Below are 24,888 nucleotides of genomic sequence, written 5' to 3' on the forward strand. Positions count from 1 at the left end.
ACTTAGCCCTCCCCTTTTTCAGCGTCTACTGCCGCTTCGGCAGCTTGCTGGAGCAGCGGCTCGTTGTTGAGAAGTTGGGCGATGCGTTTTTCCGCATCCACTTTACCGTCCATGTAGCTCAGCAGCTCTTCGAGCTGACCGCGCATCTTGAGCAGCTCGGCAAGCGCGGGCACCTGTTCGGCAACTTTGTCAGGCGCAAAATCGCCCATATTCTTGAAGGTGAGGTCGACAAAAAGTTCTTCGTCTTTCTCTTCGCCCTCGGCCACGGGAAGCGTGTTCGGCACCCGAGTTTTGACCCGAGGTGAGAGCGCCTCCATGAACTTGCCGAACCGGCCGGCGTCGGTTTCCACAAAGGCGCGGTCGTTGACAGACTTTTGCGCTTCGGACGTCTCGCTTGCCCCCGCCAGATCAGCCATAACGCCCATAACAAACGGCAGTTCAATGGTGGTTGGGCTGCCGTAATGTTCCACATCATAGGCGATTTGGACACGCGGGGCCCGGTTGCGCTCTATGACCTTCTGTTTACTGGTATTCATTCTTCAAAAGCCCTCCTTTGTAATACTATTTTGCGCGTTGATCTTCGACCCCCGCGATATTTCGAAATTCCTTGAGGCCCGACGGGGCGATTTCTTCTATGAGTTCCAGGAAATCCATCGCCACCATTCGGCGCATGCGCCGGGCAAGATGGGGGATGGGGCTGGACGGTTCAGTGCGTTCATAAAATGCAACAATCTGGTCCAGTGCGGTTTCAACGTCTTCGCGGGAATTGACCGCCCCCCCTTCGGTGCCTGAGGCGGCTGTTGATTGTACCATTGAGGCACTCCCATTGAGCTGTTCTGGCGTGCCAGCGGATGTGCCGTCTTCGGCTTGTGCTGAACCGTCGCCAATGACGGCAATCGCGCTTTCTAGGGTGGTTTTGATCTGTGCCAAATACTCGGCAAGTTCCGAAAGATTCAGACCTGTGCCATCTGGAACACCAGAGGTATTGGCAAATGTTGCGACAAGTGCGGCAGTGGCGGTTTCACAGGTGGCAATGTCAGCCACCAATTTTGCGGCGGTCTCCGCGTCCTGATCAGCAAATTGTCGGCAGGCAGCATTGACCCGATTGACCAAGGTCTCATGACTGGCGGACAGCGCGTCTTTCTCGCTTTGGTTGAGGCCAGCCGCCGCGCGACTGAGCATGTCGTAGTTGCTCAACGATGCTTTGGCCAAATCATCACCCATGATGGCTCCGATGCCACGTGGGTTGAGCACCACATCAAACTTCAAATCGCCCAACAGCCCGTTGTTGTCGTTTTCAAGTTGACGCAAAGCATTGGCACGGGGCAGGGAAGCCATCGTTGGATCATCTCGCGCGCGTAACGCCGGATGGAGCGTGGCCCAATGCTGATCCAAAGTGTCGCTGAGCAGTCCAAGCCCGGAAACCAGACCAGCAAATCCATCCTGCGCGTACAACGCCCGCACAAAAATCACGAGCAGGCGCAAGTCCCGCCCCTTTTTGGCGAGCGCCGATGCGTCCGTTGCTACAACCGTCCAATCAACATCCGGTGTTTTTGGATTGATTGTTCCGTCGTCGTTCAGGCGATGTTCACGTCCGGCGGGCTGCACCATTCGCTCAAGAGAGTGAAATTCACTCTCATTTCTGAGTTCAATACCGGACGGAGAGTCCCCCTCTAGAGGTCCGAGGAGGCTGGAAATATCCATGCCTCATTCTCCAAAATATAAAATTTTTATCGTCTTAAAAACCCATTCAGCATCACAGAAGATTATGATTCGAGCAAGTTTGGCTGAGCGCGGCAGTTTTCAAGACGTTTCAAAGCGTTCAGTGTCAGGGTCAGTTTCGCTTTTGACGTGTAACCACAAAGAGGTAGGCCCATTCGCCTCGAAAGTCGGCATGGGTGGTGCGAACCTGTGAAATTCGATCCTGAAGAAATGTCAAATACGCGGCCGCCGGTTCAATAAACGGACGTAGCCCGACGTAAAGCGGATGGCTGGCGGCATAGGCGACGGCAATATCCTGGCCAAATGGCGGCGCTATCTCCAAAACTAACGCGGGTGTCGCGCCGGTGTCAGGATCTGGACGCCCGATCGAAAACAACGCGGCCGGGTCGTAAGCTTGGAGCGGACGTTGCGCGCTTGGTACCAAGTGGATCACGTTCCCGTTGGAGTCAAAATAGTCGAGGTAAACAAAGGCGGGGTAATCCGGTGCCTCAAGGTCGATGATAAGACGCTGCCCCGCAACAAAGTCATAGGTTTGCACCTGCGCAGTGTCCCCCACCAACATCTGATCGGTGAATTGCTCTTCGGATTGTGGCAAATCTAGTTGGTCAAGCAATGCCAAAATAGTGCACTGCGGCGCAGGCAAGATCAGCAATTGATCATTGAGCGGCAGACTGTCTCCAAGTTGCTCTGACACGGAAGCCAAGAGCGGCGCGCGTTGTGCTTCGTCGCGGAGGTGCCCTCGTAACGCTAGTGTGCCGGATTCCGGATCAAAGGCGCTTTGCACCCGTGCACATTTTGGCGCCTTGAGGGCTGCTGCAAGTGTGTCGCGCATGTTTTGACCGGCGGAAGAACCCGGTCGCAGAAAGGCTGAGACAGTGTCCAGGCTGGCGGCATCAAAAGAGGGCGCACCATTCCAATCAAAGGCAGCGCTAACACGCGGCGCAGCAGGCCTTTGCGCTAAATATTGCGGGCTGGCAGGCGCTGTAGAATGGATCGTTACCGAGGCAGGCTTTGCGGTGTTTAGTTTGAGTTCTTGCAGGTCTGCCGCAATTTGGCTGGGGACGGCCTGCGAGGTTGCGACAATTGGTGGGCTGATGAGAGGCTCCGCCTTTGCGGGATCTGCGTCAGTCGACAACGCAGGTATGCGGGCGTGCACGGTGACCAGTGGGTCTTGTGTGGCGGGATTGATTTTGGTTTCCATGAGCCGTGCCGTGGGAGTTGCCGCGCTTTTGAGGATGGGTGAAGTAAGCGACGCCCTTGCGGTGACGTGTGAAGCCTGAACAGCATCGCGGGAAGAGAGTGCCGGAGCTACAACTGCGGATAATCCGTCCGCCTGAAGGTGTTGGGTGTCAGGTGTTGTTGGGCGGGCGTCTGACCGTGTCACCGTCAGGGAGGTGAGGCTCAACATGCTGTCGGGTAGGGTTTGCTGTGGGACTGGTGTGGGCACCACAAGCGCCGCACCCAAAGAGGCGGCCGCTCCGTGCAGCACAAGCGAACCAAAAGTGGCAAGGACCATCCGCAAGCTCATGGTGTCACCACCAGAACCACCTCACCAATAGCCGCCGCGTCCAGCGCCTCGGTGATCGGCAAAACAAATCTCAGAGGCGTTGCCCGGTGGGCATTCACGCGCAGGAGTGTTGCCTGATCGCGCTGGGCGGCTTGTTTTGTCACCACTAACCATGCCTCGGCGTCATAGGCGGTGCCATTGACCGCGACTTGCCCATCGCGGGCAATGGAGATTGTGACCCCGCCACCGGGCATGTCACGTCCGGACACGGCATTGGGCGGGACAACCTCAAAGGGCGCAGAGGCATCCAGCCGCGCCACCAGCATGAAGAATACCAGCAGAAAAAACACAACATCGATCAAAGCGATGATGGGTTCGGATGGCGTGCGGTGCTGGGGGCGGCTCAGGCTGGGTTGGCGGGTGGATGGGCATGACAAAAGGCGAGTCATGGGCGGCTCTCAATCCGGACAACGCGGGTATCGGTTAAGCCTGCCAATGCCAAGGCATCCAGAGCATTGGTCAAGGCAAAAAGCGGGGCGGCACCTGAGGGCAAGATCAGGACCTGTGGCGGGGGCACTTCTGAGGCCAAGGCGGACAGTGCGCTGGCCTGGTTCGCGTCGTCAAGCCGCAGGCCACGCAGGTTCATGTTACCATCGCTGGTGATCCGGAGAAGAACGCGCCTGCCTTCATTTGTGACACCCGCCTGCGGGCTTGTGGCTGGAAAATCAGTCTTGCGGGCCACCGGGATCATGTCGAGATCCAAGTAAACTGAGGTCACCATAAAATAGACCAGCAGAATAAACAGCACGTCAATCAACGGTACCAGAGAGATGCGTCCGCGCGCTGTCTGTGGGCGACTGAGAGTCATTTTGATGGCTTTGGAGAGGACGTTGGATCAGGTTTGGGATTAGACGCGAGGCGAACCCCGGCCAAAACGGTCTCGATTTCCTGCGTTTCTGCTTCGGCCCGTGCCGTGAGCCAAGCGGCCTCGGCAAGCGCAGGAATGGCGACAACCAGCCCCGCTGCTGTGGTCAAAAGCGCTTGCCAAATCCCGCCTGCGAGAATGGATGCGTTTGCCGCGCCTTCGGCAAGCTCCAGAGAACGAAAAGACTGGATCATACCAAGCACGGTGCCCAAAAGGCCAAGCAAGGGCGCAACCATCCCAATCAGTTCCAACAGGCGAATGCCGGTAAAAAGGCGTGTCACTTCGCGCTGCGCCAAAGGGTGCAGCGCATCGGCGACATGAGGCCCGCTTTGTCCAAGCTGCAGACGGCTCGCCGCCGTTTCGGTGATGTGGTCCGCCGCGCTTTGGCCTTTTGGCGGGGATTTTATTGTGCCTGCTTCCAGCACGTTCAGCCAGCTGGCCCGCGCATCGCTCCCCTTGGTGCGCAGCCCCAAATTTAACAGGCGTGCCAGAAAAATTGCCACCGACAACACGGATAGCAAACCTAGGAGCAGGAGCACGGGCAAGGCGGTGCCCAGATCAGACATGGCGGTCATTTGATCAGCGGCACCGCGGCCCGGCTTGAAAGGGTGACCAAAGGATAGCAGTCGCGCGGCTCGGCATTCTGTGGCGTGCATTCAGGAATGTCATGCAGCAGCAGTTCACCAATTTGGGGGCAGGAAATATCAGGAAATTCGAACAACTTGAGTGTGGTGCGTGCCACCGGAATCGGTGCTGCGTCAACGGTCAACAATTGGTTGATGATCCCATTGGTGTCCAGAATGGCAAAGGACAGCTCTAATGCTTCAAAGCTCACACCTGCCTCGTTACGAAACAGAAAAAACGCCTGACAGGTGGTTTCGCCAGCTTCCAATTTGTTGAGTTCCACGGAAAGCTGCCCGGTGGTTGGTTCCTGAGCCTGAGCCTGAGCCTGAGCCTGAGCCTGAGCCTGAGATGGCGTGGTTAGTGTGAGAGAAAGCAACAAAGAGAGTGTTTGAAAAAGAGTCTTTCGCAATGGATCGCTCCTTTGGCTGAAATCGAGACAAGCCTATCCAGTGGGACGATTCTTGTAAAATCCCACAGTCTAGGCACAACGCCACAAGGCCTTGCCAGAGGCGGTTGAGTGCTGGGCATCGACTCAAACTTGGTCACTGTGCTACCATCACGCTGATTTTGAGAAGTGTTTTGAGTGAGGTCCGATCCTACAGATTTAGGCGCGGAATGGACAGCGAAAGGAGTTGCGCGTTTTGGACGTGAAGCCCCCACAGACAAAGGCCCAACAAGAGCAAGCAGACACGCATGTGGATGGCGTGGTGATTGGGTTGTTGCTTGGCTTTGAGGATGGGAAACCACTGGTGGTGTTTCCAGGAAACCCGGCAGATGCGGCTCTAACAGCGCGCAGCCTGTGCCAACTGTCTCCCAATGATGCCGGCGGCGAGGTCGCCCTGCTCTTTGAAGACGGCGCACGAGATCGGCCCTTGATCGTGGGGCGCATTGTGGAGCCAATAAAGACGCCGGATGCTCCCGAGATGCAGGTGATCAGCGATGGTCAGACGCTCAAGGTGACGTCGGAGCAGCGTATCGAGCTGCGTGTCGGGAAATCGGCAATTGTGATGGAGGCGGATGGCCATATCACAATTCGCGGCAAACATCTGGTGAGTCAGGCTTCGGGGTCAAACCGTATTCGGGGTGCCTCGGTGAACCTCAACTGATGGCAGTTCCGATCCTAAAAGACATTGTGCGCCAACATGCCGAAGAGGCGGCGCACCTGTGGGTGACCTATGACTGGCATTTGCTGAACCCGGATGAAAACCCCGATATGGATGAAGAGCGGCTGGATCGATTGGTCGAGCGGCTTGAGGCGCATCTGGATGCGATGCGCGTCGCAGGAAAACATGGGGTAAGGATCGCGCAGGAGAGGTATGACGAGTTTCCTGAAACGGGGGAATTGTTTCTGATACGCATGTTGCAGCCGGAAGCCGCCAACATGCGTGTGCACGAGCTGGACTTGGTGGCTGTACGGGAGTTTTTGACGGCTAAGTTGGTAACAATCTAGCGCACGGTTACGGTGTCAACGCGTGTCCAGTCTTTGCCGTCAAACCGCAAAGCGTCCTTCATGCCGAAAGACCACAGAGCCCTGTCCGAAACGTGCAGATCATAAAAGGTTTTGGCGAGATCCATTGCGTCCGCAACGGTGTCGAAAGCCTCTCCATCCCAGGTGAGAAGTGCGCGAAAGCCCGCCAGATAAACGGTTCCCTGCCATGTGGCGACGCCCCAAATATCATTGAGAGGGTCGGGGGGCGTGAAAAGCTCAAACGCACCATAGCGACCAATCGCCAGAATACCAGCCTGTCCGGCGGCATAGACCTTCCCATCTCTCCCGCAGTGTATCGCGTAAAACGAGAGGTTGGTTGGGCATTGAACCGCAGTCCAGTCGACACCATCAAACCACCAAATCACCCCCGCACGGCCTGCTGCGTAAAGCTCATCAGAACCATAGCCATCAATTGCTTCGAGATGGCCTTGCGGGTTGTCCTCGCGCAGGTCTGCACTGGGGCTGATGTCGCGCCATTCGCCAGTTGGACTTCGATGGAAAACCTGCGTGTCTGCACCGCAGGCAAAAGCATCGCCCTGCGATCCGACCGCGCGCACCCCTCGCATGGGGCCTCGAGGCACGGTGAATGTCTCGTGCGTCCCGCCCGGTCCGCCATCGAACAGCCATGCGTCGCCCCATTCCCCAAAGGCCAGAAGGGTTTTGTGAGGGGGTGTCAAGAAAGCGAGGCTGACGATGTTTTGCTCATAAAAACCCCATTCTGTGCTTGTACTTTCTTCCAGTGCATAGACCGCGCCATGCGCAGCCTCGGGGTTGCGTGCTAGCTCATCGACTTGAACAGTGACAGCTGCAACTTGGTCATCCGCGACGCTCGAAGTCGTGACCGACATGTCTGCGAGCAGGGGATACATGGCGCGTCCTTTATGCTGTTGCGGTCATCGCCGCGTGTCTGGTTTCGGTGTATTTCTTGGCCACATTAAGTTGTTCTGGGGCTTTGCCCGAAAGCTCGGCGCGCAGAGGTGTCTCGTCTGTGACCCCCAATTCCTCTTTGTGGTAGGCGTCCAATTGCGCCTTGATACAGGCGGGCGAGCACTTGGATTTTGGAAACACAGCATCGACCGATTGCACGGCTTGATCGCGAAACTCACCATACTCCACAGACCGATGTTTTGTCTCCACACCGCCTTCAAACGGGACTTTTTTGAGGGTTGGCGAACCGGCGGCTCCAGTTTTCTTGATCAGGAACGACTTGGTTTCGGTATGCAAGGCACCATGGCTGCCTTTGGTGGCAGAGGGCCCCTCTGCGCAAATACACGGCGCTTTGTTGGGGTTGTAGCGTTTTGACAATCCAGCAACTTGGACACCATCCTCGGACTCGCCACGTCCGGTTTGATTGAAACTTGCGGCATCTACCAGATGGTGGCCGGTTTGGCCGGGGCAGCAGCAATTGCCGTGGTTGTAGGGTTCCAGTTTGCAGCGCATAGCCGCAAGACACTCATTGGCTTGGGCTTTGTCCCATCGTTCCATCCAGCCGGCTCGGTCTCGAAATGTACCTTCATCATAGCCGGAGCCGGTGTGCCTTGTACCTCCATCACTGTATTCGCCTGTAAACAAAGCGTCGCTTCCTGCGCCGGTTTCAATTTTTCCCGGAGTGTCTTCGAGTCCGCCTTTTTCGCAAACAGAGGCCTTGTCCGTCTCGCCTTCGCAGGCCTCGCCCATTTTAATTTTATCGCTTTCGCAAGGATCTGGCGCACCCGGCACATGGGGTTTGCCAATCTTAGGCCATGGCGGCGTGTTGGGCGGCGAGCCATGGTTGTCGGTTTGAATATCGGAAAACCGAGTGACGTTTTTGCCCTCCGCTTTTACATTCATCGAATAGGCTTGAGAGTAGGCTTTGCCGGTGTTTTTGGAGCTGATCACGCCCTTTTTGGCGGCGCAACCGGCCTCATCCCCGGTGGTCTTGCTGAAGTACGAGGAGTTTTTTTGATTGACGGTTTTGCCGCCAATTTTGACCGATCCAGTGCCTTTGTCGGTGTCTCCGTCTGATCCAAAATTCGGATACGGCACGGGCACGCCGGGTGGGGTGGCCGGGTTTTCCGGTGGGGTCATGCAAACGTCAGGGGTGGCGGCGATGACCTTGTTGGCCTGTGCCTTACAGCTGACTTCTAAACTGTTGGCAAAAACGGTCATGCGGCATCCCTTTGACGACTGTCCTTACGGTCCGGTGTTTGAAAGATTGCGGTGCCACAGGCGCCATCATCCCCCGAGCCTTCGACCATGATACGGTGACCGTCAGCATAGCCTTTTTCAAAAGCTTCAAGCCCCCATGCCACCATTAAAGGGACAAAAGCGGCGCCAATGTTGCCCAAGCAATCTGCCGGGCTCCAGATCGGTTGCGGGTCGCGGTGTAGGCGCATGGTGCGCTGCATTGCGAGTGCGCTTTGCTTGAAAAAATAATGTTCGCCGGAGATGTCAGACAGGCGGAAATCTATACGGCCAAAGTCCTGGAGCGCGGACATCTCCAATGCATCGCGATAGGCTTGTGTCATGCCCTCCGCACGCAATGGCAGATCAAGGCCATCTTCGTCCAATCCGTTGTAGAGAAAGGCCTTCTCCCGGGTGAGGCCAAGCCCGGTTAAGGCAAAATGCGCAGCGTTTCCAGGGGCACAGAGAATGGCGGCGGCAGCTTCACCGGGGACAAAGCCGTTGGCATTTTCTGCCGTCAACAGGCGGTTTTTGCGCAGGTAATGCGCCACCGTTGGCCCCGTCAGGAGAGTATCTGCACCGACAATCAGGACATGAGTGTTTTCGCCGTCCCGCAGCAGCCGTCGCGCCTGTTCCAGTGCCACAAAGCCGGAAGGTCGCCCGTGAGTGATCACTTGGCATTTGGTTTGCGATGATAAGCCCGCGTATTTTAAAACCTTTTGGGCAAAACTTTCGGGGGCACGCACTGGACGGCCGGGGCGATCGGTTTCCGCCAGGCAAAAGATCACCTCCAGGTCGGCTTTGACAGCAGCATGCTCCTCCAGCGCGTCGACCACTGCGCCAGCGGCTAAGTGGGCAAGACGTTTTTCTCCAATCCAGTTTTTGGGCAGCGGCACGGGGGCACCCAATAACCAGTCGCCGCCGGGCACGACAAATTGGGTTTCCGCAAAGCCGTCAATTGCACCGCGTAAAGCGGCCGCGGACGCTGCGCGGCTTAAGCCAACAGCAGTAACCATGCCTGCCGAGAGGATATTAAGGCCAAGTCCTTTGAGCGCACTCATGACGGGGCCTCCGCATCTGGCACCGCAGGGGCAGGCGTGTCGCCCGGCAAGCGGAAGCGGCGCCCACGTGGGTGATACGCCTTGCCCTGTCGTTTGGCCCGTTCAAGACCTTTGGCTGGGGTGCCAATCCAAGCCTCGGTGATCTCGGTGATGATGCGTTTCATCGGCACGTCTACACGCCAAACCATCGACATACGGCGCGCCTCGGTGTCAAACAGCAGCGTGTCTGGACGCACCACACCTGAATAGGCCTCTTCCCACTCCCGAAACAGGCGCACTGGGAGGTCGGTTTGCGGCAGTTGGAACTGCTCACGACCCTGAGGCGTGAGATTGAGGGTGGTGATCGACGTGCCAGTGGCGGGGGGCGTGATCTGCTGATCTTCGCCAACTTGCTGATAGTACCGTTCGTCAAAATCACGCGGCAGAAAAGGAAAAACCTCGTCTTGCCACTTCTGATCGTAGGTGCCCGCCCATTTCAACCGATCGGCGCGAGCGCGGGAAATGGGCCCAAGCGCCATAGGCCGGTAGTCTTCATAAGGTGAGGTGACTTCAACGCCAGGCTCTTCCGTCAGGGGCAGTGGAGCGCCGCTCAGACGGTCCTGATTGCGGGGGGTGGCAAAGCCGCGTCCTACAGGGTTGGCGGCGTAAGAATGCGGGCTCTTCACTTCGGGATCGAGCTGATCGGTGCCTCCAAAGGCCATATCATAGGAAAATGGCAAGCGGCTAAATGGATAGGGATCGGTGGCCATAACCGCCGGGCCGACCACCCGCCATTCGCGATGGCCCACCACCATCAGCGTTTTGTGCCACTCCCCAACGCGGATGCCCACCTGAACCCGTTCTGCCTTCTGTCCGTTTGGGGCATAGGCGGCGCCCTGAACGACCACATCACAGGCTGGCTTACGAAACGCAAAATCGGTTTCCCACAGGGTTGCGGAATAGCCCGGCTCTCCGGTGTGTTGATCCGCCATCACCAGCGGGGTTTGGTCTAACTCGGGCAGCAGGCGCATGGCGGCACCGGGTGTGTCTGGAAACGCCCAGGTGCCTTTGATCACCAGTGAGAAATACTCCCGCCCGGCCACATCCATACCCATGGTGTGCTGGTGTAAATAGCCGTGGCGGTTGTAGACCTTCATCCCTGTCCGCTCCTGAGGTCACTCAAAGTGATAAGAAAAACCGTCTTCTCCGCCGGTGACCGTGACTCTGCTCAGGTCCTTACCCTCGAGATTGTGGTTGAGGATGCGGCGGCTCAGTTCAGGCATCAGCGTGTTGGTCAGGATGGCGTCGATCATGCGTCCGCCACTTTCGATTTCGGTGGCACGGGCTTTGATCACATCCATGGCTCCTTCGCCGATCACAAGGTCCGCCCCATATCCTTCGCCCAGCCGTTTGGCGATGGACTTGAGTTTGAAACCAGCGATAGCCTCGATCATCGAGTCCGACAGTGGGTAGTAGGGAATGGTGACAACCCGCCCCAATAAGGCGGCGGGAAAGACCTTGAGCAGCGGTGCGCGCAAAGACTGATTAAGTTCGTCCATGTCGGCAGGTTGCGTGCCGCTTTCCGTCATGGCCATGATCTCGTCTGAGCCAACATTGGAGGTCAGCAGGATCAGGGTGTTCTTGAAATCAATACGACGCCCTTCACTGTCATCCATCATGCCTTTGTCAAAGACCTGAAAGAAGATTTCATGCACATCCGAATGCGCTTTTTCGACTTCATCCAACAGCACCACGGAATAGGGGCGGCGGCGCACCGCTTCGGTCAGGATGCCGCCTTTGCCGTAGCCAACATAGCCGGGCGGGGCACCTTTCAGGGTAGAAACCGTATGGGCTTCTTGGAACTCTGACATGTTGATGGAGATGATGTTGTCTTCGCCGCCATACATCAGTTCGGCCAGCGCCAATGCCGTTTCGGTCTTCCCGACCCCTGAAGGTCCGCACAGCATAAACACCCCAACGGGTTTCTCGGGCGGCTTAAGGCCCGCAGCGGAGGTCTGAATCCGGTTGGCAATCATCTCCATCGCATGATCCTGACCCACCACGCGCTTGGCGAGATCTTCCGCCAAAGATAGCGCGCGTTCTGTCTGGCTGGCCATCATCCGGCCCATAGGAATGCCGGTCCAATCCTGAACCACACTTGCCACAGCCTGTTTGTCGACGGCTGGCAGAATAAGAGGGGTTTCTCCCTGTGCATCTGTCAGGGCTGTCATGCGCGTGCGCAGAGTGGCCAAGGTTTCTTCGCGGTCAAAAGGTCGTGGCGGTTCCACGGTCCCTTGTTCGTCCTCTGAAGCGGCATCTTCAGTTGATGCCTCAGGGTCCAGCTCGGCGGGATCCGCATCACCGACTTCGCCGGTGTCATCCACCGCTGCGCCGGCCCCCCGCAATTGCGCGCGCAGATCCAGGATTTCGGCCACCATGTCCTTCTCCGCGTCCCAACGGACTGTGGCTGCGTCAAGTTCCCCCTCGGCCGCTTCCAGTGATGCTTCTACATCTGCCTTGCGCTCACCCACGTCGATGCCAATCGCTTCTTCGCGCTCAATGATGCCTTCTTCGATCTCCAAAGCTGCGAGGCGGCGTTGAATGTCTTCCACCTCCGCGGGCGTGGCGTGTTGGCTGACCGCGACCCGCGCGCAGGCTGTATCCAAGAGCGAGATCGCCTTATCTGGCAATTGCCGGGACGGGATATAACGGTGAGACATTTTTACAGCCGCTTCGATGGCTTCATCCAGCAGTTCGACTTGGTGGTGTTTCTCCAGAACGCCAGCGATGCCGCGACACATCAAAACCGCCTTGTCCTCGTCGGGCTCTTCCACTTTCACCACTTGAAAGCGGCGGGTCAGGGCCGGATCTGGTTCGATGTGTTGTTTGTACTCCGCCCAGGTGGTGGCGGCGATGGTGCGCAGCTCGCCGCGTGCCAAGGCGGGTTTGAGCAGGTTGGCCGCATCGCCAGTGCCCGCAGCGCCGCCCGCGCCAATGAGAGTGTGAGCTTCGTCGATGAAAAGTATGATGGGCGTGTCGGAACCCTGCACTTCGTCAATCACCGCCTTCAGGCGTTTTTCGAACTCGCCTTTGACCGAAGCGCCTGCTTGCATCAGGCCAATGTCAAGCATCTGAAGATCGACATTGCGCAACTGGGGTGGCACGTCGCCACGTGCAAGGCGCTGGGCAAACCCCTCAACCACAGCGGTTTTGCCGACGCCCGCTTCCCCGGTCAGGATCGGGTTGTTTTGCTTGCGGCGCATCAGGATGTCGACAATTTGACGAATTTCTGGGTCGCGGCCCACCACGGGATCCATTTTGCCGTCACGTGCGAGGGCGGTCAGATTGGTGGCAAATTGCGCCAGAGCGGATTTGCCACCCGGTGCTTTCTTACCCGCTGGTGCCTGACTGTCAGCCAGGGTGGCAGGGGCCTCAATTGAGTCAATCAATAGGTCGCCAAGTTGCGCAGCCATTGCGCTTGCATCAAGTTTGTCAAACTCAAGGCTGATCTTGAACAGCAGGCCTTCCAAAACCGGAACCTGCAGGGCTCCGAGAAGGACATAAGCGGAGCGCACAGTGTCGTCGCCAAACTCGAGCGAGCCAAATTGCCAGGCTTCCTGAATGGCGCGGAAGATGTGGTCGGAGAACTCTTCAACAGACCCGGCTCCGTGGCGAAGCGCATCCGTGGCGCGCAGTACGTCGCCGTCAAATGTGTGGCGATCTACCTCTGCCGCTTCCAGCAGTAATGCGAAATCTGACCCTTCGACGTCGGCCAGTCCGGTGACAAAATGCACAAGCTCTACATAGGGATTGCCACGGCGTTTGGCGGCTTGAGCGGCTTCTGAAAAGGCTTTCAGGCAAGTTGGATTGAGCTTGCCTACAAGCTCTTTGCGTTTGATGGAATCCTGCGATCCACGTGGGGACATATCAAAGTCCTCCGAAAAAAAAGGATGACGACGAACAGCGATGAAAAAATAAAATTCAGGTATACTGAGCATATTAGCCCCGTTTCGCATTTGAATCGACACCTTTGAAATACTGCGCCCTTGATAGGAGCTTTCCATGAAGACGCCGCTGCCCACGGATATTTTTAAAGTTGGCCAGATACTGAACAACACCTATGAAATTAAGGGTGTTCTTGGGCGTGGCGGAACCGGAGAGGCGTACCTGGCGTGTAATCAGATCAACAACCGAGAGGTGGCGATAAAGGCGCTAAACGCGCAGTTTTCCGGCAATGACGATTATGTAGAATTGATGAAACGCGAAGACCAGATGCGGTCGATTCGACATGATGCCGTGGTACGATACATCGAGGTTTCTAAGTCTGATGACGGCCATGTTTTTCTGGTTATGGACTATATTGAAGGCCCGTCTCTCAACAGCATCATGACAGAGAAACGTGTGGCGGCGCGTGATTTGCTGATTGTCGCGCACCGTGTCTTGCAGGGATTGGACGCAACCCATGCCGAGGGCATCATCCATCGCGACTTGTCACCTGACAACATCATTCTGGCCAATGAATCACCTGAACAAGCCACCATTATCGACTTTGGAATTGCCAAGGATACGGCGACGGGCGCGCGCACGATTGTCGGCAACGGATTTGCCGGAAAATATGAATATGCGGCGCCTGAACAGCTCGAAGGGCGCGTTGGATTTCAAACAGATATTTATGGTCTGGGGGCAACGCTTCTTGCCGCGTGGCGCGGCTTAGTGCCGGACTTCAGCACGATGCCGGCAGAAATAGTCCGTCAAAAAGCCAAACCGCTGGACACGGATGGTGTGCCTGATCCCCTGAAAGAGCTGATTGACTGGACAACCAATCCAGACATGGAAAAGCGCCCGGCAAATGCCACAGAAGCTATCACATGGCTGGACGGAAAGTTGCGCCCTAACCAACAGGCGGAAGACCTTAAAAACAGTAGAAAATCGCGTTGGAAACTGATTTTCGTGGCAACAACCTTTGGGGTGGGACTGGCGGCTGCTCTGCTCTGGAACTTTGACGTCTTTGCGCCAAAGCTACCACTTGCGAGCCCTTATGAATTCCTGGCCGCAAATGATCCAAATGGTAATGCGGTGATCAAGACGCATGCTCCAGATGAGGCTACTGCGGACCTTTTGCGAGGAGCGTTCCGCGATGTGACAGGCATGTCTCCGGCGGAAGGTGGTGTGATACTGGCCCAAGGCATGCCCTCTCCAAGTTGGGCCTTGGGGGTGTCGGAACTGGTGAAGGCCGCATCCGGGCTTGAGGCGTGGCAAATCTCCGTAACAGACATGTCCGCACAGGTGACTGGCGTGGCTTCCAGCAGCAGCGTGCGGGCTGAAGTTGCCGACGCTTTTGCAACACAGGCGCAATCCAACAACATGTCTGTCGAAACTGATCTCGTGGCCGGTCCGGTTACGTTGGCTGCGCAAACCCTGACTCCAGAATTGGCAGGTGTGGCGACCTGTGGCGCGCTCTCCTTGACGCGGGACAAGGACGCTACTTTTGCGCTCTTTGACGATGTCACCATTGTGGGTGATGTCGCCAATGTCGAGGACGCTTTGGCCATCCAGACTCGCCTTGAACCATTGATCGGCGACCGGCAGCTCAAGGTGGAAACCCGCGTCCTAAATGATGACCTTTGCGCCATTCGTGCAGTCCTCCCGCAGGTTGCGGCCCAAACCGTTTCTGTTCGGCTTGGGCAAGGGGACACTGGCGAAGATTCCCTAACCGGCATCTTTTCAACCGGTGACAACCCCGTCGTCGACATTCAAATGCCAGAAAGCATTGCCAATGCATCCCTCTGGGTGATGGTCGTCGACAACACGGGCAAGGTTTTTCACGTCTTGCCAAATGTATATGACACCGAAAACCAAGTTGATGCCTTGGGAGACGTGGTCGCTGGCATTCGTCGCATTCGGGTGCTTTGGCCCGTTTCCATTCTCGCGCAAGATCCGAAAAAATTGGCAATCAAAGTGACCGAAGGCGACTACGGGAAATCCGAAGTCATTGCTATCCTTTCAACAGCGCCGCTGTTTGATATCAGGCGCCCGACAGAGGAGAGCGTGGCTTCGGTGGCTGAGGCTCTTGGGGACGTGATGGCGCAACGTTCGGAGGACATCTTGGGCGTGGCCTATCGGATCATTGATGCGCGACCCTGAAACATGATGTGCTTGGTACGATCAAAAGTGAGTTGCTGGCCTGACAGCTTACCGGGAGGTGAAAATTTTCAGGCGTTGTGATAGTTTAATGCGTTTTTTTGTGGGAGGTTATTTTGAACTTCAGCGAGTTTTTTACCCATTCGAAGGTCGCTTTTATGGCGACGACAGTGATTGCTGTGGTGTCCCAACCCGGGCTTGGAACCGCAGAGCCATTGTTTAATGTAACGGTGACGAGCAACGGAACCACAACAGAAACAGCTTTCACAAACGCCTTGGATTTTGTGGATCAAACCACCACCTCTGCAGGCATCGCCGGATTGAATCCCAATTATACAACGACGTCGACAGCCACGGTGTTAGGAGATTTTCGCGGGGTCGACTACTCCCTAGTTTATCCTGATTCCGGGTCAACTTTGCGGTTCTCCATTCCAGATCTGGATATCAGTCAGACCTTTTCCGAACAGACCCGCGAGTTGAGTGAGGATGCACTGGATGACTACTTGGTCAGCAACCAAGACGGTATTCTAACACGGATTGGCGAACTCTTGGTTCAAACCACCGCAACGGACCCTGTCGCCGGTAATCCGACTTCTTTGCAAGCAAATATGATTTCCAGTGACTTTGGGCTTGGGTCGGGGTTTGGCGGCAGTGGCAGCGTCAAAGTGAACGATGACAACACGGTTGAAGAGTCCGCTGGCGGCATACCTGGATTGGCGGCACGCTTAGGGCGGTTTTCGGTTGATGGGGCTGACGGCACGGTTATTGAGTTGCCGATTTCTTATGTCAAACCCTTGGCGGATCCACGCTGGGCCGTGGTTTTGGAAATGCCATTGACCTATGTCGACATTGGCGGATCACAATCTTATTCGGCGTCCCTTGGCGGCGGGTTGCGTATTCCCGTTTTGGACAATTGGTCATTGACCCCAAGCTTGCGAGTCGGCGGTGTGGGATCAGATGATTTTGGGGCATTCGCCTATATGTATTCCGGGTCACTGACGTCGTCGTTCCGGTTCAACGCATTGGGGTTGGACTTTAATCTCGGCAACATGCTCAGCTATATTTCGACGACCGGCAGCCCCGGCAGCGGTGAGAAAAGCCCAGACTACGATTTGCAGAACACGGTTGCTCGAAACGGCCTGTCGGCGTCAGGGCGCACAACGTGGCGACTGTTTGATCAACCAACCACTTGGGAAGCGTCTATCGTCAACACCCAGATTTTCGGTGATGATGTCTATATTGATAACTATACTGATTTTGCCATTTCGCTTGGCACGGAACGGTCACAGAACGGGTTGACCTGGGATGCCGCACGACTTGGGATTACCTACTCGATTGGCAACCACGGATACAAGAAGGTCAATGTCAATTTTGGATACCAATTTTAACTTGCGTGTCAGCGCACAAATTTGACCACCAGAATGGTGCTGACACGGTTAGCGTGAGGGGAGGATGATGCGGTTGTACGCCACGAGGACGTCACGCCCACGGAGCCGTAACAAATTCGGAAAGCGCACCGTCGCCGCGTTTCTGATGGCGGCAATAATTTGGCCAGTTTTGACCTTTGCAGCTTTGGCTGCAGACAGGGTTGCTCTGTTGATTGGCAATGGGAATTTTGACACCCCGGCGCTGTCCCTCGCCAATCCAATCAACGATGTGATAGATTTGGAAACCGCGCTGTCCGCCTTGGGGTTTCAGGTTTCCGTTTTACGCGACGGAACCCGATCGCAGATGCTCACCAAGTTGGCCCAGTTTAGTGCAGACGCCAAAGGTGCCGAAGTCGCGATGTTCTTTTTCGCCGGCCATGGAGTTCAGTATACCGGCGAAAACTACCTCATCGGACGCGAGTTTTCAGTGGCCAACACGCGGACCCTTTTGAGCAGCTCCGTCACGCTCACCGAAATTCGCAAGGCTTTGGAGCGTGCACGCCCCAAAACCGGATTGATCTTTGTAGATGCGTGCCGTGATGCGCCGTTTGACATTGCGGAGATTGAACAGACAGGTTTGGCGCGCACTTCGGGTGGGGCAGGGCTCATGTTTGTGTATTCCACGGATCCGGGCAACGTGGCGTTTGACGGTTCAGGCCGGAACAGCGTGTTTACGTCAGCCCTGTTGGATCACATTGACACACCAAATCTGGATGTGCGCCTTTTGATCGGACGGGTCAGACAACAGGTCGTGATGAAGACGGCGGGCAAGCAAGTGCCTTGGGTTGAAGAGGCTCTATTAAGTGAGCTTGCCTTGTCTAAAGCTGGCGCAGCCTCCGGTCTCAATGACCCGGTTGTTGCAGACATGCAGCGCTGGCAAGTGGTGGTGCGTGACGGGAGTTTTGAAGCTGTCCAAGGATATCTAGCGGCGTATCCAAATGGCACCTATGCCGATATTGCCCAATCGATACTGTCTTATGGAGATGGCTCGGCGGCAAAGCCCGCCTCTCAAACATCGTTGGAAATTGTGGGTGACAATCCCGATACGGCCGTTGCAGCTTTAAAAATGCTTGGATTTGTACCGACCAAAATGTCCAAAGAGACCCTAGGAAAAGCAGAGCTAGGCGCCGCATTTGAGAGGTATCAATCGACGGCGAGTGCGACAGGTGATGTAAGTTTTGAGACAATGATTGATGATGCGACACGGTTGTCGATGATGCTGGCTTCAACCACAGCACAACGGATGCGCACGGACCTTGTTGCCCTGAATGGTGTGGAACGCACTTTGATCATCGCCGAAGATGCATTAAGCGACTTTGAGACCATCGCAGCAGGCAATGATGACTATCTGGCCGAATTGACACAGGCGCGCCGGGATGTGGCCGCCATCAAAGATGCGCGTGACACTGTGTTGGGGCGGTTGGATGGCAGCCGTGATTATTACCGCAGTCTTTTGGATCAGTCCGTCCTGTTTGTGCCCGAAGACGCGACGCTTGCGCTGCTTAACCTGAGCGGGGGCACCCGCGGCGCGCTCAACGTTAATCAAAGGGCGATGGCCGACACCGGCCAGTTTTTGAAACATGTGCATAGTTCAAGGATCTCCGAGGTGGGCAGCATGTCCTGGCTCACCGATTTTCTCCCCAAACAGAAAGAGTGAACCGATGCTTAAAATTCGTCTGTCCTCCGCATTCTTGACCACCCTCCCTGTGTGCCTTTTGTCTGCTTGTGTCACATCCGATGACCCAGCTGATGGCGGTTTTGTGTCTGGCGTTGCGGGTATAACCTCTGGTTCCTACCAGGCGCGTGTTGATAGCCTTGAAGCTCAGGCTACGGCTGAGCAGGCGCGCAACGCAGATCTCTCACGACAGATCAATGCTGCGGAGGCTGATCTGTCGTATCAGCAATCCAAACTCAAGACCCAATTGGCTACAACGCAGGGTGTGAGTAGGCAGATGTCAACCAAGGTCAATCGCGTGATTTCTTATGCGTCGCCAGCGCAAAACTCGGATGCCAAACTTTCCGACTTGCAGCGCACAATCGCGGAAGCAAAATCCCTGAGCCTCGAATTGGCGCAGCTCTCTAACTGAGACGTTGACTAGAGATCTACCGCCAGGGCTTCGGCCACCGAGCGCATCTCTGAAATTCGCTTGCTTAAAGTGGCCATGTCGCGGTCCATGGAGGCCGTCTGATAGCCTTGTGAAGTCAATATGGAGCGGGTTTCGGAAAAGAGATCATTGTAGTTTTCCCCCACTTTCAATGTTGCTGCCGCTTCGCTGGACACACGGGCGTCTCGTGTTGCGTCAGGCTGAGGGCGGCTTTGCTTTTCTTTCAGGGCAGCCCGCATCGCCCGAAGACTGTCTTCCATTCTGGCATTGGTGCGCTGCAGGTCCGAAATGACTTCTGTAAGAAGACGCTCTTGTTGGGAGAATTTTTGCTGCTTTGACTTCACATATGTTCCCGCTGTTACGCCTGCCAGCAGCCCGATTTGAGCGCCGCGAAAACCGCCTTCTGAGCCGTCAATTGCTGTCCCGATGGCAAAACCGGCGGCGGCGCCAAGCAGCGCGCCCTCACCAACAGTGCGTTGCAACGCTTCACGGCTTTCTCTGAGTTGCTTTTCTGAGGCCGTTTCAGGCTCCCAGCTCATCACGTCACCGCTGTCACAACTGGCCAAAATCAGCGCGCTTGCGAAAGCTAAAAATGGGAGTCTTCCAAAAATGTGTTTCATAATCTCTACCCTCAAAAAATTGGTCGTGCTTTGTTGTGGTCAAAGAGAAAGTACAGTCGTTTCCCGTGGTCGGAGTGTTCACGGCAAAGTCGCGTCTATGGCGTTTATTAATGCTGCAAACGTGCCGCCTGAAACCACCTTATACCAAAACAACATCGCGCGCATAAATTGCGTAACCTTGCATTTTCAGGGATTTGAAGGGGGGCGGCCGGCTACCAGGATGGCCGATGGTTTGGCGCGTGGCTGCGGGGGGGGCTCGCACCGGGCGTTGAAGTCCACCCAAAATTCTTCCGGACACAGGGTGCAATGAAGAGGTGACCAAGCGTGCAGGGGCCCATGCCCACGAAACCTGCTGAAACGCTGCTTATCCGACCAATTTGAACCTGGGTTTACGAAACACGTGAGAGAAGTGAATAAGTACGCATCACGCAACAAAGTGCGAGGCGCACTTTGGCCACCAAATAATCAACAACCTAGATGTAATGGCGGAGACGAAGTCCGCCAGCGAAATCGCGTAAATCGCTACCAATAAAGGTGAAAAAAAGGAAGTTCTGAAAGCATACCACATAAAACACCACACCTAACTGTGAAGACCTCGATCAGCCCCAAGGATCCCCCCAAAACGAGCCTTGGTATTCTTGGTCAATTTCATCTCAGCTTTGCAGAACGGCATGTAATTCTACATCCTCATTGAGCTCATGAACAGCCCCACCGAAGTGGTCCAATTTGAAAGTTAGTGCATAGTTGGCCTTTGGTCCATCGGGACGATGGCCTCTGGCGCAGGTGGGCGGTAGCCCAGGGCACTGTGGGGTCGTTTGGTGTTGTAGTGTTTCCTCCAGCTTTCGATGATGATTTGGGCTTCTCGTAACGAGTAGAAGATTTCACCGTTGAGCAATTCGTCCCGCATTCGCCCGTTGAAGCTTTCGCAGTATCCGTTCTCCCAGGGCGATCCGGGTTCGATATATGCGGTCTTCGCCCCGACGGCTTTGATCCAGCCCCTGACGGCCTCGGCGATGAACTCTGGGCCATTGTCCGACCTGATGTAGGCAGGAACACCGCGCAGAATGAACAGGTCCGTCAGAGCGTCAATGACCTCGGTCGAGTTCAGCTTTCGCTTCACCCGGATCGCGAGGCATTCCCGGCTGTATTCGTCCAGAATGTTGAGCGTCCTGAAAGCCCTGCCGTCGTCTGTCCGGTGATGCACGAAGTCATACGACCAGACGTGGTTTCGATACTCGGGGCGCAGGCGGACACAGGATCCGCCGTTGAGCCAGAGCCTCCCCTTCTTTGGTTGTTTCATTGGCACTTTAAGCCCCTCTCGCCGCCATAGGCGTTCGACACGCTTATCGTTCACTTGCCAACCTGCATCTCTTAGCAAGGCCGCAATCCGACGGTAGCCATATCGGCCGTACTGGCGTGTCAGCTCGATCATGTCTGCGACCAGGCGGTCTTCATCGGCACGCCCCTGTGGTAATCGCCGTTGCGTGGATCGGTGTTGACCCAAGACGCGACAAACGCGACGTTCGGAAACGTTCATCTGGCTACGCACAAGGTCGATGCAGGCGCGGCGGCGCGAGGGGCTCAGAAATTTCCCTTTGCGGCCTCCGACAGGATCAATTTGTCCAGTGTCAGATCCGATACTGCCCGGCGCAGGCGTTCATTCTCCTTTTGGAGCCGCTTCAGTTGCTTGAGTTGTTCTGTGCCCATTCCGCCGTACTTCTTCTTCCAGCGATAATAGGTTTGTTCAGTCACACCGATCTGTCTGATCGCATCTATCCGGGGCATGCCTTGCCCCATCAGAACTTCAACCTGCCGCAGCTTCACGACAATCTCTTCAGGCTTGGGTCTCTTAATGGCCATCTCAGGTCCTCCGCTTTCCTAATCATAGGGGCGGACCACTTCATTGGGGGAAGCTCAGTGTTCGGCAATGTCCAACGACGGTTTGACGTCCAAATCTTGGGTGCCTGGGACGGTCGTCCCCTGCAGTTGGTCGAAGATTTCACCTATGACGATGGGGACACCGAGCAGCGCATCTGGACGCTTGAAAAAACCGGCGAGGACACCTGGAAAGGCACAGCCCCCGGTGTCTTGGCGATCGCTACAGGCCGAGAAAACGGTGACACGTTCAACTGGACCTATCGCATCGACCTGCCGGTTCGAAAAGGAACGATGCGGGTCGATTTCGATGATTGGATGTGGTTGTTGACAGACGGCCGGGTTTTGAACCGGGCCTATGTTTCCCGATTTGGCGTTCGCATCGGCGAAGCGATCATCATGTTTGAGAAGAAATGAACGCTGAATTGCGGGCAATGGTCAGATTGTCAGCCCAACGTCGAAAAGGGTGTCGCGTTTCTTGATCCAAGCGGCCCCGAAACGGACGAGATGAATGCAAGGCGGCGCGGCTGCTGCGACCTCCCAAGCGATGGTGTTCACACGAGCGAGACGTCGAAAAAGGATATGCCGAAGACCAAGGCCGATCGTCGGCTAAAACAACCTGACACCCGAAACTGCGATGTCGGCTTGAAAAACGCGGCCCACGGCAACGATGCCAATTCGGCGCAATTTAGCGGGGTCAAAACCTTGGTCTGTCCTATGAGGTTCAAAGACCGCAAAAGGGAATTGCACAATTGTCCATTGTGCTGTCGCACGGAATGGTGCGCGAAACGAGTGCCATGGCCGGTCCAAGTCATCTGTTCGAATGCGAAGATCGTAAATCTCGTCGTTACCGCAGATATCAATCTCGATGCCGTCCCAGTTGCTTGCAACCAGAGCTGAACCGTCCTGCTTCAGGTCCGTTGCCATCTGAATGAAGCCGCCGTTGTTTTCCAGTGAAACCATGCCAGTCAGTCGTGTCGCGCTGCGTCCATCCACAACCTGCGTGGCAATTTGCCCGTTTGAAACACCGCCCATGACGGTATCAGCGACAAACTCCCAGTTTGCTTCTAGTTTCAACATAAAGGCAGTCCTCTTAATGCGGTTTCAAACCGGAATGGGTGCGCCAACCTGGTTGTTGGCGTCTTTTTAAACGTCCAAATCGCCTGTTTTCCTGCATCGTGTCGGTTGTGGATTTGCGGCTTGAACGCCAAGGACCGTGGCAAGCGCCGAGATTGCCGGGCGGACCACAAGAAAACCCCTATACGACACCTCCATTATGGGCAGCACACCTGGGATACTTGCCAATCGGGCAGCCCATGTCCAACCCGGCGCCAACCGCCAGACTTCAACAAAGGCTTTTGCCCCGGAAACAAGTTCCCCGTCCGGTTTGCGAACATGAAACCGGCTCATGGCGTCTTCGACCCCAAGGTCGGACTTCAGGTCGGCACCTTCCATCGAAACATCGACCAGTTGCAGTTTGCTCCTGCCAATCCTGGACGCATAGTGATTGATCTCGGCGGTGCAAAGAGGGCAGGAGCCATCATAGTAGATGCTGGGCACAGCATCTCCCGTGCTGCCCTGAGCTGTTATAGGCCTCACAACGACGTGTTCTTTTGTTTTCTGCATTTTGCTCTCATTTCATCATCGAGAAACTGAATTGAACGCGTGGCCTGTTGCTAGGATCAACGGGCTTCATAAGCTGCAAGAGCCCGCTGCCGCCCTTCGGCAAGTCCAACGATCGGGGTCGGGTAAGGATCATCCGGCGACAGCCCCCACGCACGCGGGCAGGCGTCGAAAAACGCCAAAGCCTCTGGACCGGGGTCCGGCGCGCGTTCGGCGACAAATCTTTGAATGTACGTCTGCTCGGCGTCGAATTTCTGGGCCTGTGTTTCCGGGTTGAAAATGCGGAAATAGGGCGCGGCATCCGGGCCGCTCCCCGCAACCCATTGCCATCCCATCGCATTCGCCGCGGGGTCCCAGTCAATCAGGCATTCTTCGAACCACTTCTGTCCAATACGCCAATGCTTGAGCATGTGTTTGGTGAGATAGGATCCAACAATCATGCGGCCGCGATTGTGCATGTGGCCGGTGACGTACATCTCCCGCATGGCTGCATCGACGAGGGGAACACCCGTCCGCCCCTGTTTCCATCGCAGAACTTCTTCGTCCTCATGGTCCGACCAGGGGAAGGCGTCCCATTCCGATCTCCAGTTCTTGTGAGTGATCTCGGGGGTGTGAAAGGCCAGATGATATGAAAATTCGCGCCATACCAGTTCTTTCAGGAAATGCTCTGCCCCTCTTTGACCTTCCAGATGCGCATGCAGTCCAGCATGCCAGACCGTACGCGGGCCGATCTCACCCCAGGCCAAATTTTCAGACAGGCGGGAGGTTGCGTTTTGCGCCGGGTAGTCGCGACGCTCCTTGTAGGCACCGATTGACCCGCTCAGGAAGTTGGCAAGGCGTGCATGGGCTGCGGATTCGCCAACGTTTGCATGTCGGGCCAAGACCTTTGCCCCCCGATCCATACTCTTGTCGAGCGCCCAGCCCGAAAGTCGATCAGAGTCCGGCCACTTCTGGGGCGCCATAAGGCGTAGTGGCGCGGGGTCGGGCGGCGCGACATCCAGGTCTTTTACGGCACGCCACATCGGGCTGTAGACCTTGAAGAATCCGCCCTGCTTGGTCGTCACGGCCCAGGGTTCGAACAAAAGGTGGCCGGGCCAGCTTTCGGCTCCAATCCCCGCTTCTTTCAGGCTTGATTTGACCTTGGTGTCACGCATAATCGCGTCAGGATCATAGGCCCGCGTCCACCAGATGTCCCCCGCACCGGTTTCCTGTGCCAGGGCAAGCAGTTCGTCTGCGAAGGTTCCGCGACGCAAGATCAGCCTTGATCCAACCGCCTTTAGCCGATCGTTAAAGTGCTCAATCGCTTGGGCCAGGCGCCATTTGGGGGCCGCTCCGAAAGTTTCTGTAACCTCATCCAGAACAACCACTGGAATGATCGGGCGCCCGCTTCTGCTGGCTTCACAAAGCGCCTTGTGATCGGCAAGCCTGAAGTCCTTTCGAAACCAGATGATGATGGGTTTTGGTTCGGTCATCTCTACGCGCTTTCTTGATTGTCTTAAATACGAAGGCCGCCCGCAGATGGTTCAAAAACACTCTTGTTCGAGCTTGTTTTTGATCTTGATCGGGGTTTGGGTCGTAACAATTGAAATTAAGCGAACCCGTAAGTCACTCGGGGTTCAGCCATAAG

General features: G+C 56.0%; 23 protein-coding genes and 1 pseudogene. 7 read left to right on the forward strand and 17 right to left on the reverse strand.

Features of this window, described 5'->3' with window-relative positions; all coding sequences use genetic code 11:
• Window positions 1–2: 2 nt before the first annotated feature.
• The 7 genes from tssB to QOL67_RS20025 all read right to left on the reverse strand — a co-directional run bounded on the left by tssB (window position 3) and on the right by QOL67_RS20025 (window position 5,187).
• Complete coding sequence (gene tssB / locus QOL67_RS19995; RefSeq protein ID WP_283427761.1) at window positions 3–536, reverse strand: type VI secretion system contractile sheath small subunit; 534 nt, start codon at window positions 534–536, stop codon at window positions 3–5.
• A gap of 25 nt (window positions 537–561) precedes the next feature.
• The gene (gene tssA / locus QOL67_RS20000) at window positions 562–1,704 is read right to left on the reverse strand and encodes a type VI secretion system protein TssA (RefSeq protein ID WP_283427762.1); all 1,143 of its coding nucleotides are present in this window, start codon (window positions 1,702–1,704) and stop codon (window positions 562–564) included.
• A gap of 130 nt (window positions 1,705–1,834) precedes the next feature.
• Window positions 1,835–3,238 (reverse strand): hypothetical protein, encoded by a 1,404-nt coding sequence (locus QOL67_RS20005; RefSeq protein ID WP_283427763.1) that lies wholly within the window; start codon window positions 3,236–3,238, stop codon window positions 1,835–1,837.
• Window positions 3,239–3,246: 8 nt separating this feature from the next.
• Window positions 3,247–3,678: an ExbD/TolR family protein gene (locus QOL67_RS20010; RefSeq protein ID WP_283427764.1), complete on the reverse strand. Its 432-nt coding sequence runs from the start codon at window positions 3,676–3,678 to the stop codon at window positions 3,247–3,249.
• Complete coding sequence (locus QOL67_RS20015; RefSeq protein WP_283427765.1) at window positions 3,675–4,097, reverse strand: ExbD/TolR family protein; 423 nt, start codon at window positions 4,095–4,097, stop codon at window positions 3,675–3,677. The genes QOL67_RS20010 and QOL67_RS20015 overlap by 4 nt, the downstream gene beginning before the upstream one ends.
• Entirely contained in the window at window positions 4,094–4,720 is a 627-nt protein-coding gene (locus QOL67_RS20020) for a MotA/TolQ/ExbB proton channel family protein (RefSeq protein WP_283427766.1), read from the reverse strand. The genes QOL67_RS20015 and QOL67_RS20020 overlap by 4 nt, the downstream gene beginning before the upstream one ends.
• A gap of 5 nt (window positions 4,721–4,725) precedes the next feature.
• Window positions 4,726–5,187, reverse strand: a complete 462-nt coding sequence (locus tag QOL67_RS20025; RefSeq protein ID WP_283427767.1) for a hypothetical protein — start codon at window positions 5,185–5,187, stop codon at window positions 4,726–4,728.
• Between the two features lie 238 nt (window positions 5,188–5,425).
• On the opposite strand from QOL67_RS20025, the gene QOL67_RS20030 reads away from it, so the two are divergent.
• Together QOL67_RS20030 and QOL67_RS20035 are read left to right on the forward strand one after the other, a co-directional pair.
• Window positions 5,426–5,884 (forward strand): DUF6484 domain-containing protein, encoded by a 459-nt coding sequence (locus tag QOL67_RS20030; RefSeq protein WP_283427792.1) that lies wholly within the window; start codon window positions 5,426–5,428, stop codon window positions 5,882–5,884.
• Window positions 5,884–6,228 carry a hypothetical protein gene (locus QOL67_RS20035; protein ID WP_283427768.1) on the forward strand — a complete coding sequence of 115 codons (345 nt, stop codon included), beginning with the start codon at window positions 5,884–5,886 and terminating at the stop codon, window positions 6,226–6,228. Before QOL67_RS20030 ends, QOL67_RS20035 begins: the two co-directional genes overlap by 1 nt.
• Here the strand turns inward: QOL67_RS20035 and QOL67_RS20040 are convergent.
• From QOL67_RS20040 to tssH, 5 genes are read right to left on the reverse strand one after another with little or no spacing between them, the layout of a single operon-like run.
• Window positions 6,225–7,136 carry a hypothetical protein gene (locus QOL67_RS20040; protein WP_283427769.1) on the reverse strand — a complete coding sequence of 304 codons (912 nt, stop codon included), beginning with the start codon at window positions 7,134–7,136 and terminating at the stop codon, window positions 6,225–6,227. The genes QOL67_RS20035 and QOL67_RS20040 overlap by 4 nt on opposite strands.
• Before the next feature lie 10 nt (window positions 7,137–7,146).
• The gene (locus QOL67_RS20045) at window positions 7,147–8,415 is read right to left on the reverse strand and encodes a PAAR-like domain-containing protein (protein WP_283427770.1); all 1,269 of its coding nucleotides are present in this window, start codon (window positions 8,413–8,415) and stop codon (window positions 7,147–7,149) included.
• A complete protein-coding gene (locus QOL67_RS20050) occupies window positions 8,412–9,491 on the reverse strand; it encodes a beta-ketoacyl synthase N-terminal-like domain-containing protein (RefSeq protein ID WP_283427771.1) in 1,080 nt (359 codons plus the stop codon). The genes QOL67_RS20045 and QOL67_RS20050 overlap by 4 nt, the downstream gene beginning before the upstream one ends.
• Entirely contained in the window at window positions 9,488–10,627 is a 1,140-nt protein-coding gene (locus QOL67_RS20055) for a DUF2169 family type VI secretion system accessory protein (RefSeq protein WP_283427772.1), read from the reverse strand. The genes QOL67_RS20050 and QOL67_RS20055 overlap by 4 nt, the downstream gene beginning before the upstream one ends.
• An 18-nt stretch (window positions 10,628–10,645) precedes the next feature.
• Window positions 10,646–13,396: a type VI secretion system ATPase TssH gene (tssH, locus tag QOL67_RS20060; protein WP_283427773.1), complete on the reverse strand. Its 2,751-nt coding sequence runs from the start codon at window positions 13,394–13,396 to the stop codon at window positions 10,646–10,648.
• A gap of 136 nt (window positions 13,397–13,532) precedes the next feature.
• Here tssH and QOL67_RS20065 point away from each other — a divergent pair, with 136 nt between their 5' ends.
• From QOL67_RS20065 to QOL67_RS20080, 4 genes are all read left to right on the forward strand, one after another.
• On the forward strand, window positions 13,533–15,614 hold the full coding sequence (locus QOL67_RS20065) for a serine/threonine protein kinase (protein WP_283427774.1): 2,082 nt from the start codon (window positions 13,533–13,535) through the stop codon (window positions 15,612–15,614).
• Between the two features lie 155 nt (window positions 15,615–15,769).
• On the forward strand, window positions 15,770–16,999 hold the full coding sequence (locus tag QOL67_RS20070) for a hypothetical protein (RefSeq protein ID WP_283427775.1): 1,230 nt from the start codon (window positions 15,770–15,772) through the stop codon (window positions 16,997–16,999).
• A gap of 145 nt (window positions 17,000–17,144) precedes the next feature.
• Entirely contained in the window at window positions 17,145–18,695 is a 1,551-nt protein-coding gene (locus tag QOL67_RS20075) for a caspase family protein (protein WP_283427776.1), read from the forward strand.
• A gap of 4 nt (window positions 18,696–18,699) precedes the next feature.
• Window positions 18,700–19,125, forward strand: coding sequence for a hypothetical protein (locus QOL67_RS20080; protein WP_283427777.1), 426 nt, complete (start codon window positions 18,700–18,702; stop codon window positions 19,123–19,125).
• An 8-nt stretch (window positions 19,126–19,133) separates the two neighbouring features.
• Here QOL67_RS20080 and QOL67_RS20085 read toward each other — a convergent pair whose 3' ends face one another.
• A complete protein-coding gene (locus QOL67_RS20085; RefSeq protein WP_283427778.1) occupies window positions 19,134–19,763 on the reverse strand; it encodes a hypothetical protein in 630 nt (209 codons plus the stop codon).
• A gap of 733 nt (window positions 19,764–20,496) precedes the next feature.
• Window positions 20,497–21,623, reverse strand: a protein-coding gene (locus QOL67_RS20090; RefSeq protein ID WP_283427779.1) for an IS3 family transposase whose coding sequence is annotated in 2 segments (ribosomal slippage) — window positions 20,497–21,359 and window positions 21,359–21,623 — 1,128 coding nt in all. Because the reading frame shifts where the segments join, the coding sequence is not laid out codon by codon here.
• Between the two features lie 57 nt (window positions 21,624–21,680).
• On the opposite strand from QOL67_RS20090, the pseudogene QOL67_RS20095 reads away from it, so the two are divergent.
• Window positions 21,681–22,055 (forward strand): annotated as a pseudogene (locus QOL67_RS20095) (DUF3833 family protein); the annotation flags it as partial.
• 192 nt (window positions 22,056–22,247) lie between these two features.
• Here QOL67_RS20095 and QOL67_RS20100 read toward each other — a convergent pair.
• The 3 genes from QOL67_RS20100 to QOL67_RS20110 all read right to left on the reverse strand — a co-directional run bounded on the left by QOL67_RS20100 (window position 22,248) and on the right by QOL67_RS20110 (window position 24,733).
• Window positions 22,248–22,718: a CIA30 family protein gene (locus QOL67_RS20100; protein WP_283427780.1), complete on the reverse strand. Its 471-nt coding sequence runs from the start codon at window positions 22,716–22,718 to the stop codon at window positions 22,248–22,250.
• Between the two features lie 66 nt (window positions 22,719–22,784).
• Window positions 22,785–23,264 (reverse strand): thiol-disulfide oxidoreductase DCC family protein, encoded by a 480-nt coding sequence (locus QOL67_RS20105; protein ID WP_283427781.1) that lies wholly within the window; start codon window positions 23,262–23,264, stop codon window positions 22,785–22,787.
• A 56-nt stretch (window positions 23,265–23,320) separates the two neighbouring features.
• Entirely contained in the window at window positions 23,321–24,733 is a 1,413-nt protein-coding gene (locus QOL67_RS20110) for a cryptochrome/photolyase family protein (protein ID WP_283427782.1), read from the reverse strand.
• Window positions 24,734–24,888 lie beyond the last annotated feature (155 nt).

It is taken from the genome of Shimia sagamensis, assembly GCF_900182745.1.
In the GTDB taxonomy this organism is placed as follows: domain Bacteria; phylum Pseudomonadota; class Alphaproteobacteria; order Rhodobacterales; family Rhodobacteraceae; genus Shimia; species Shimia sagamensis.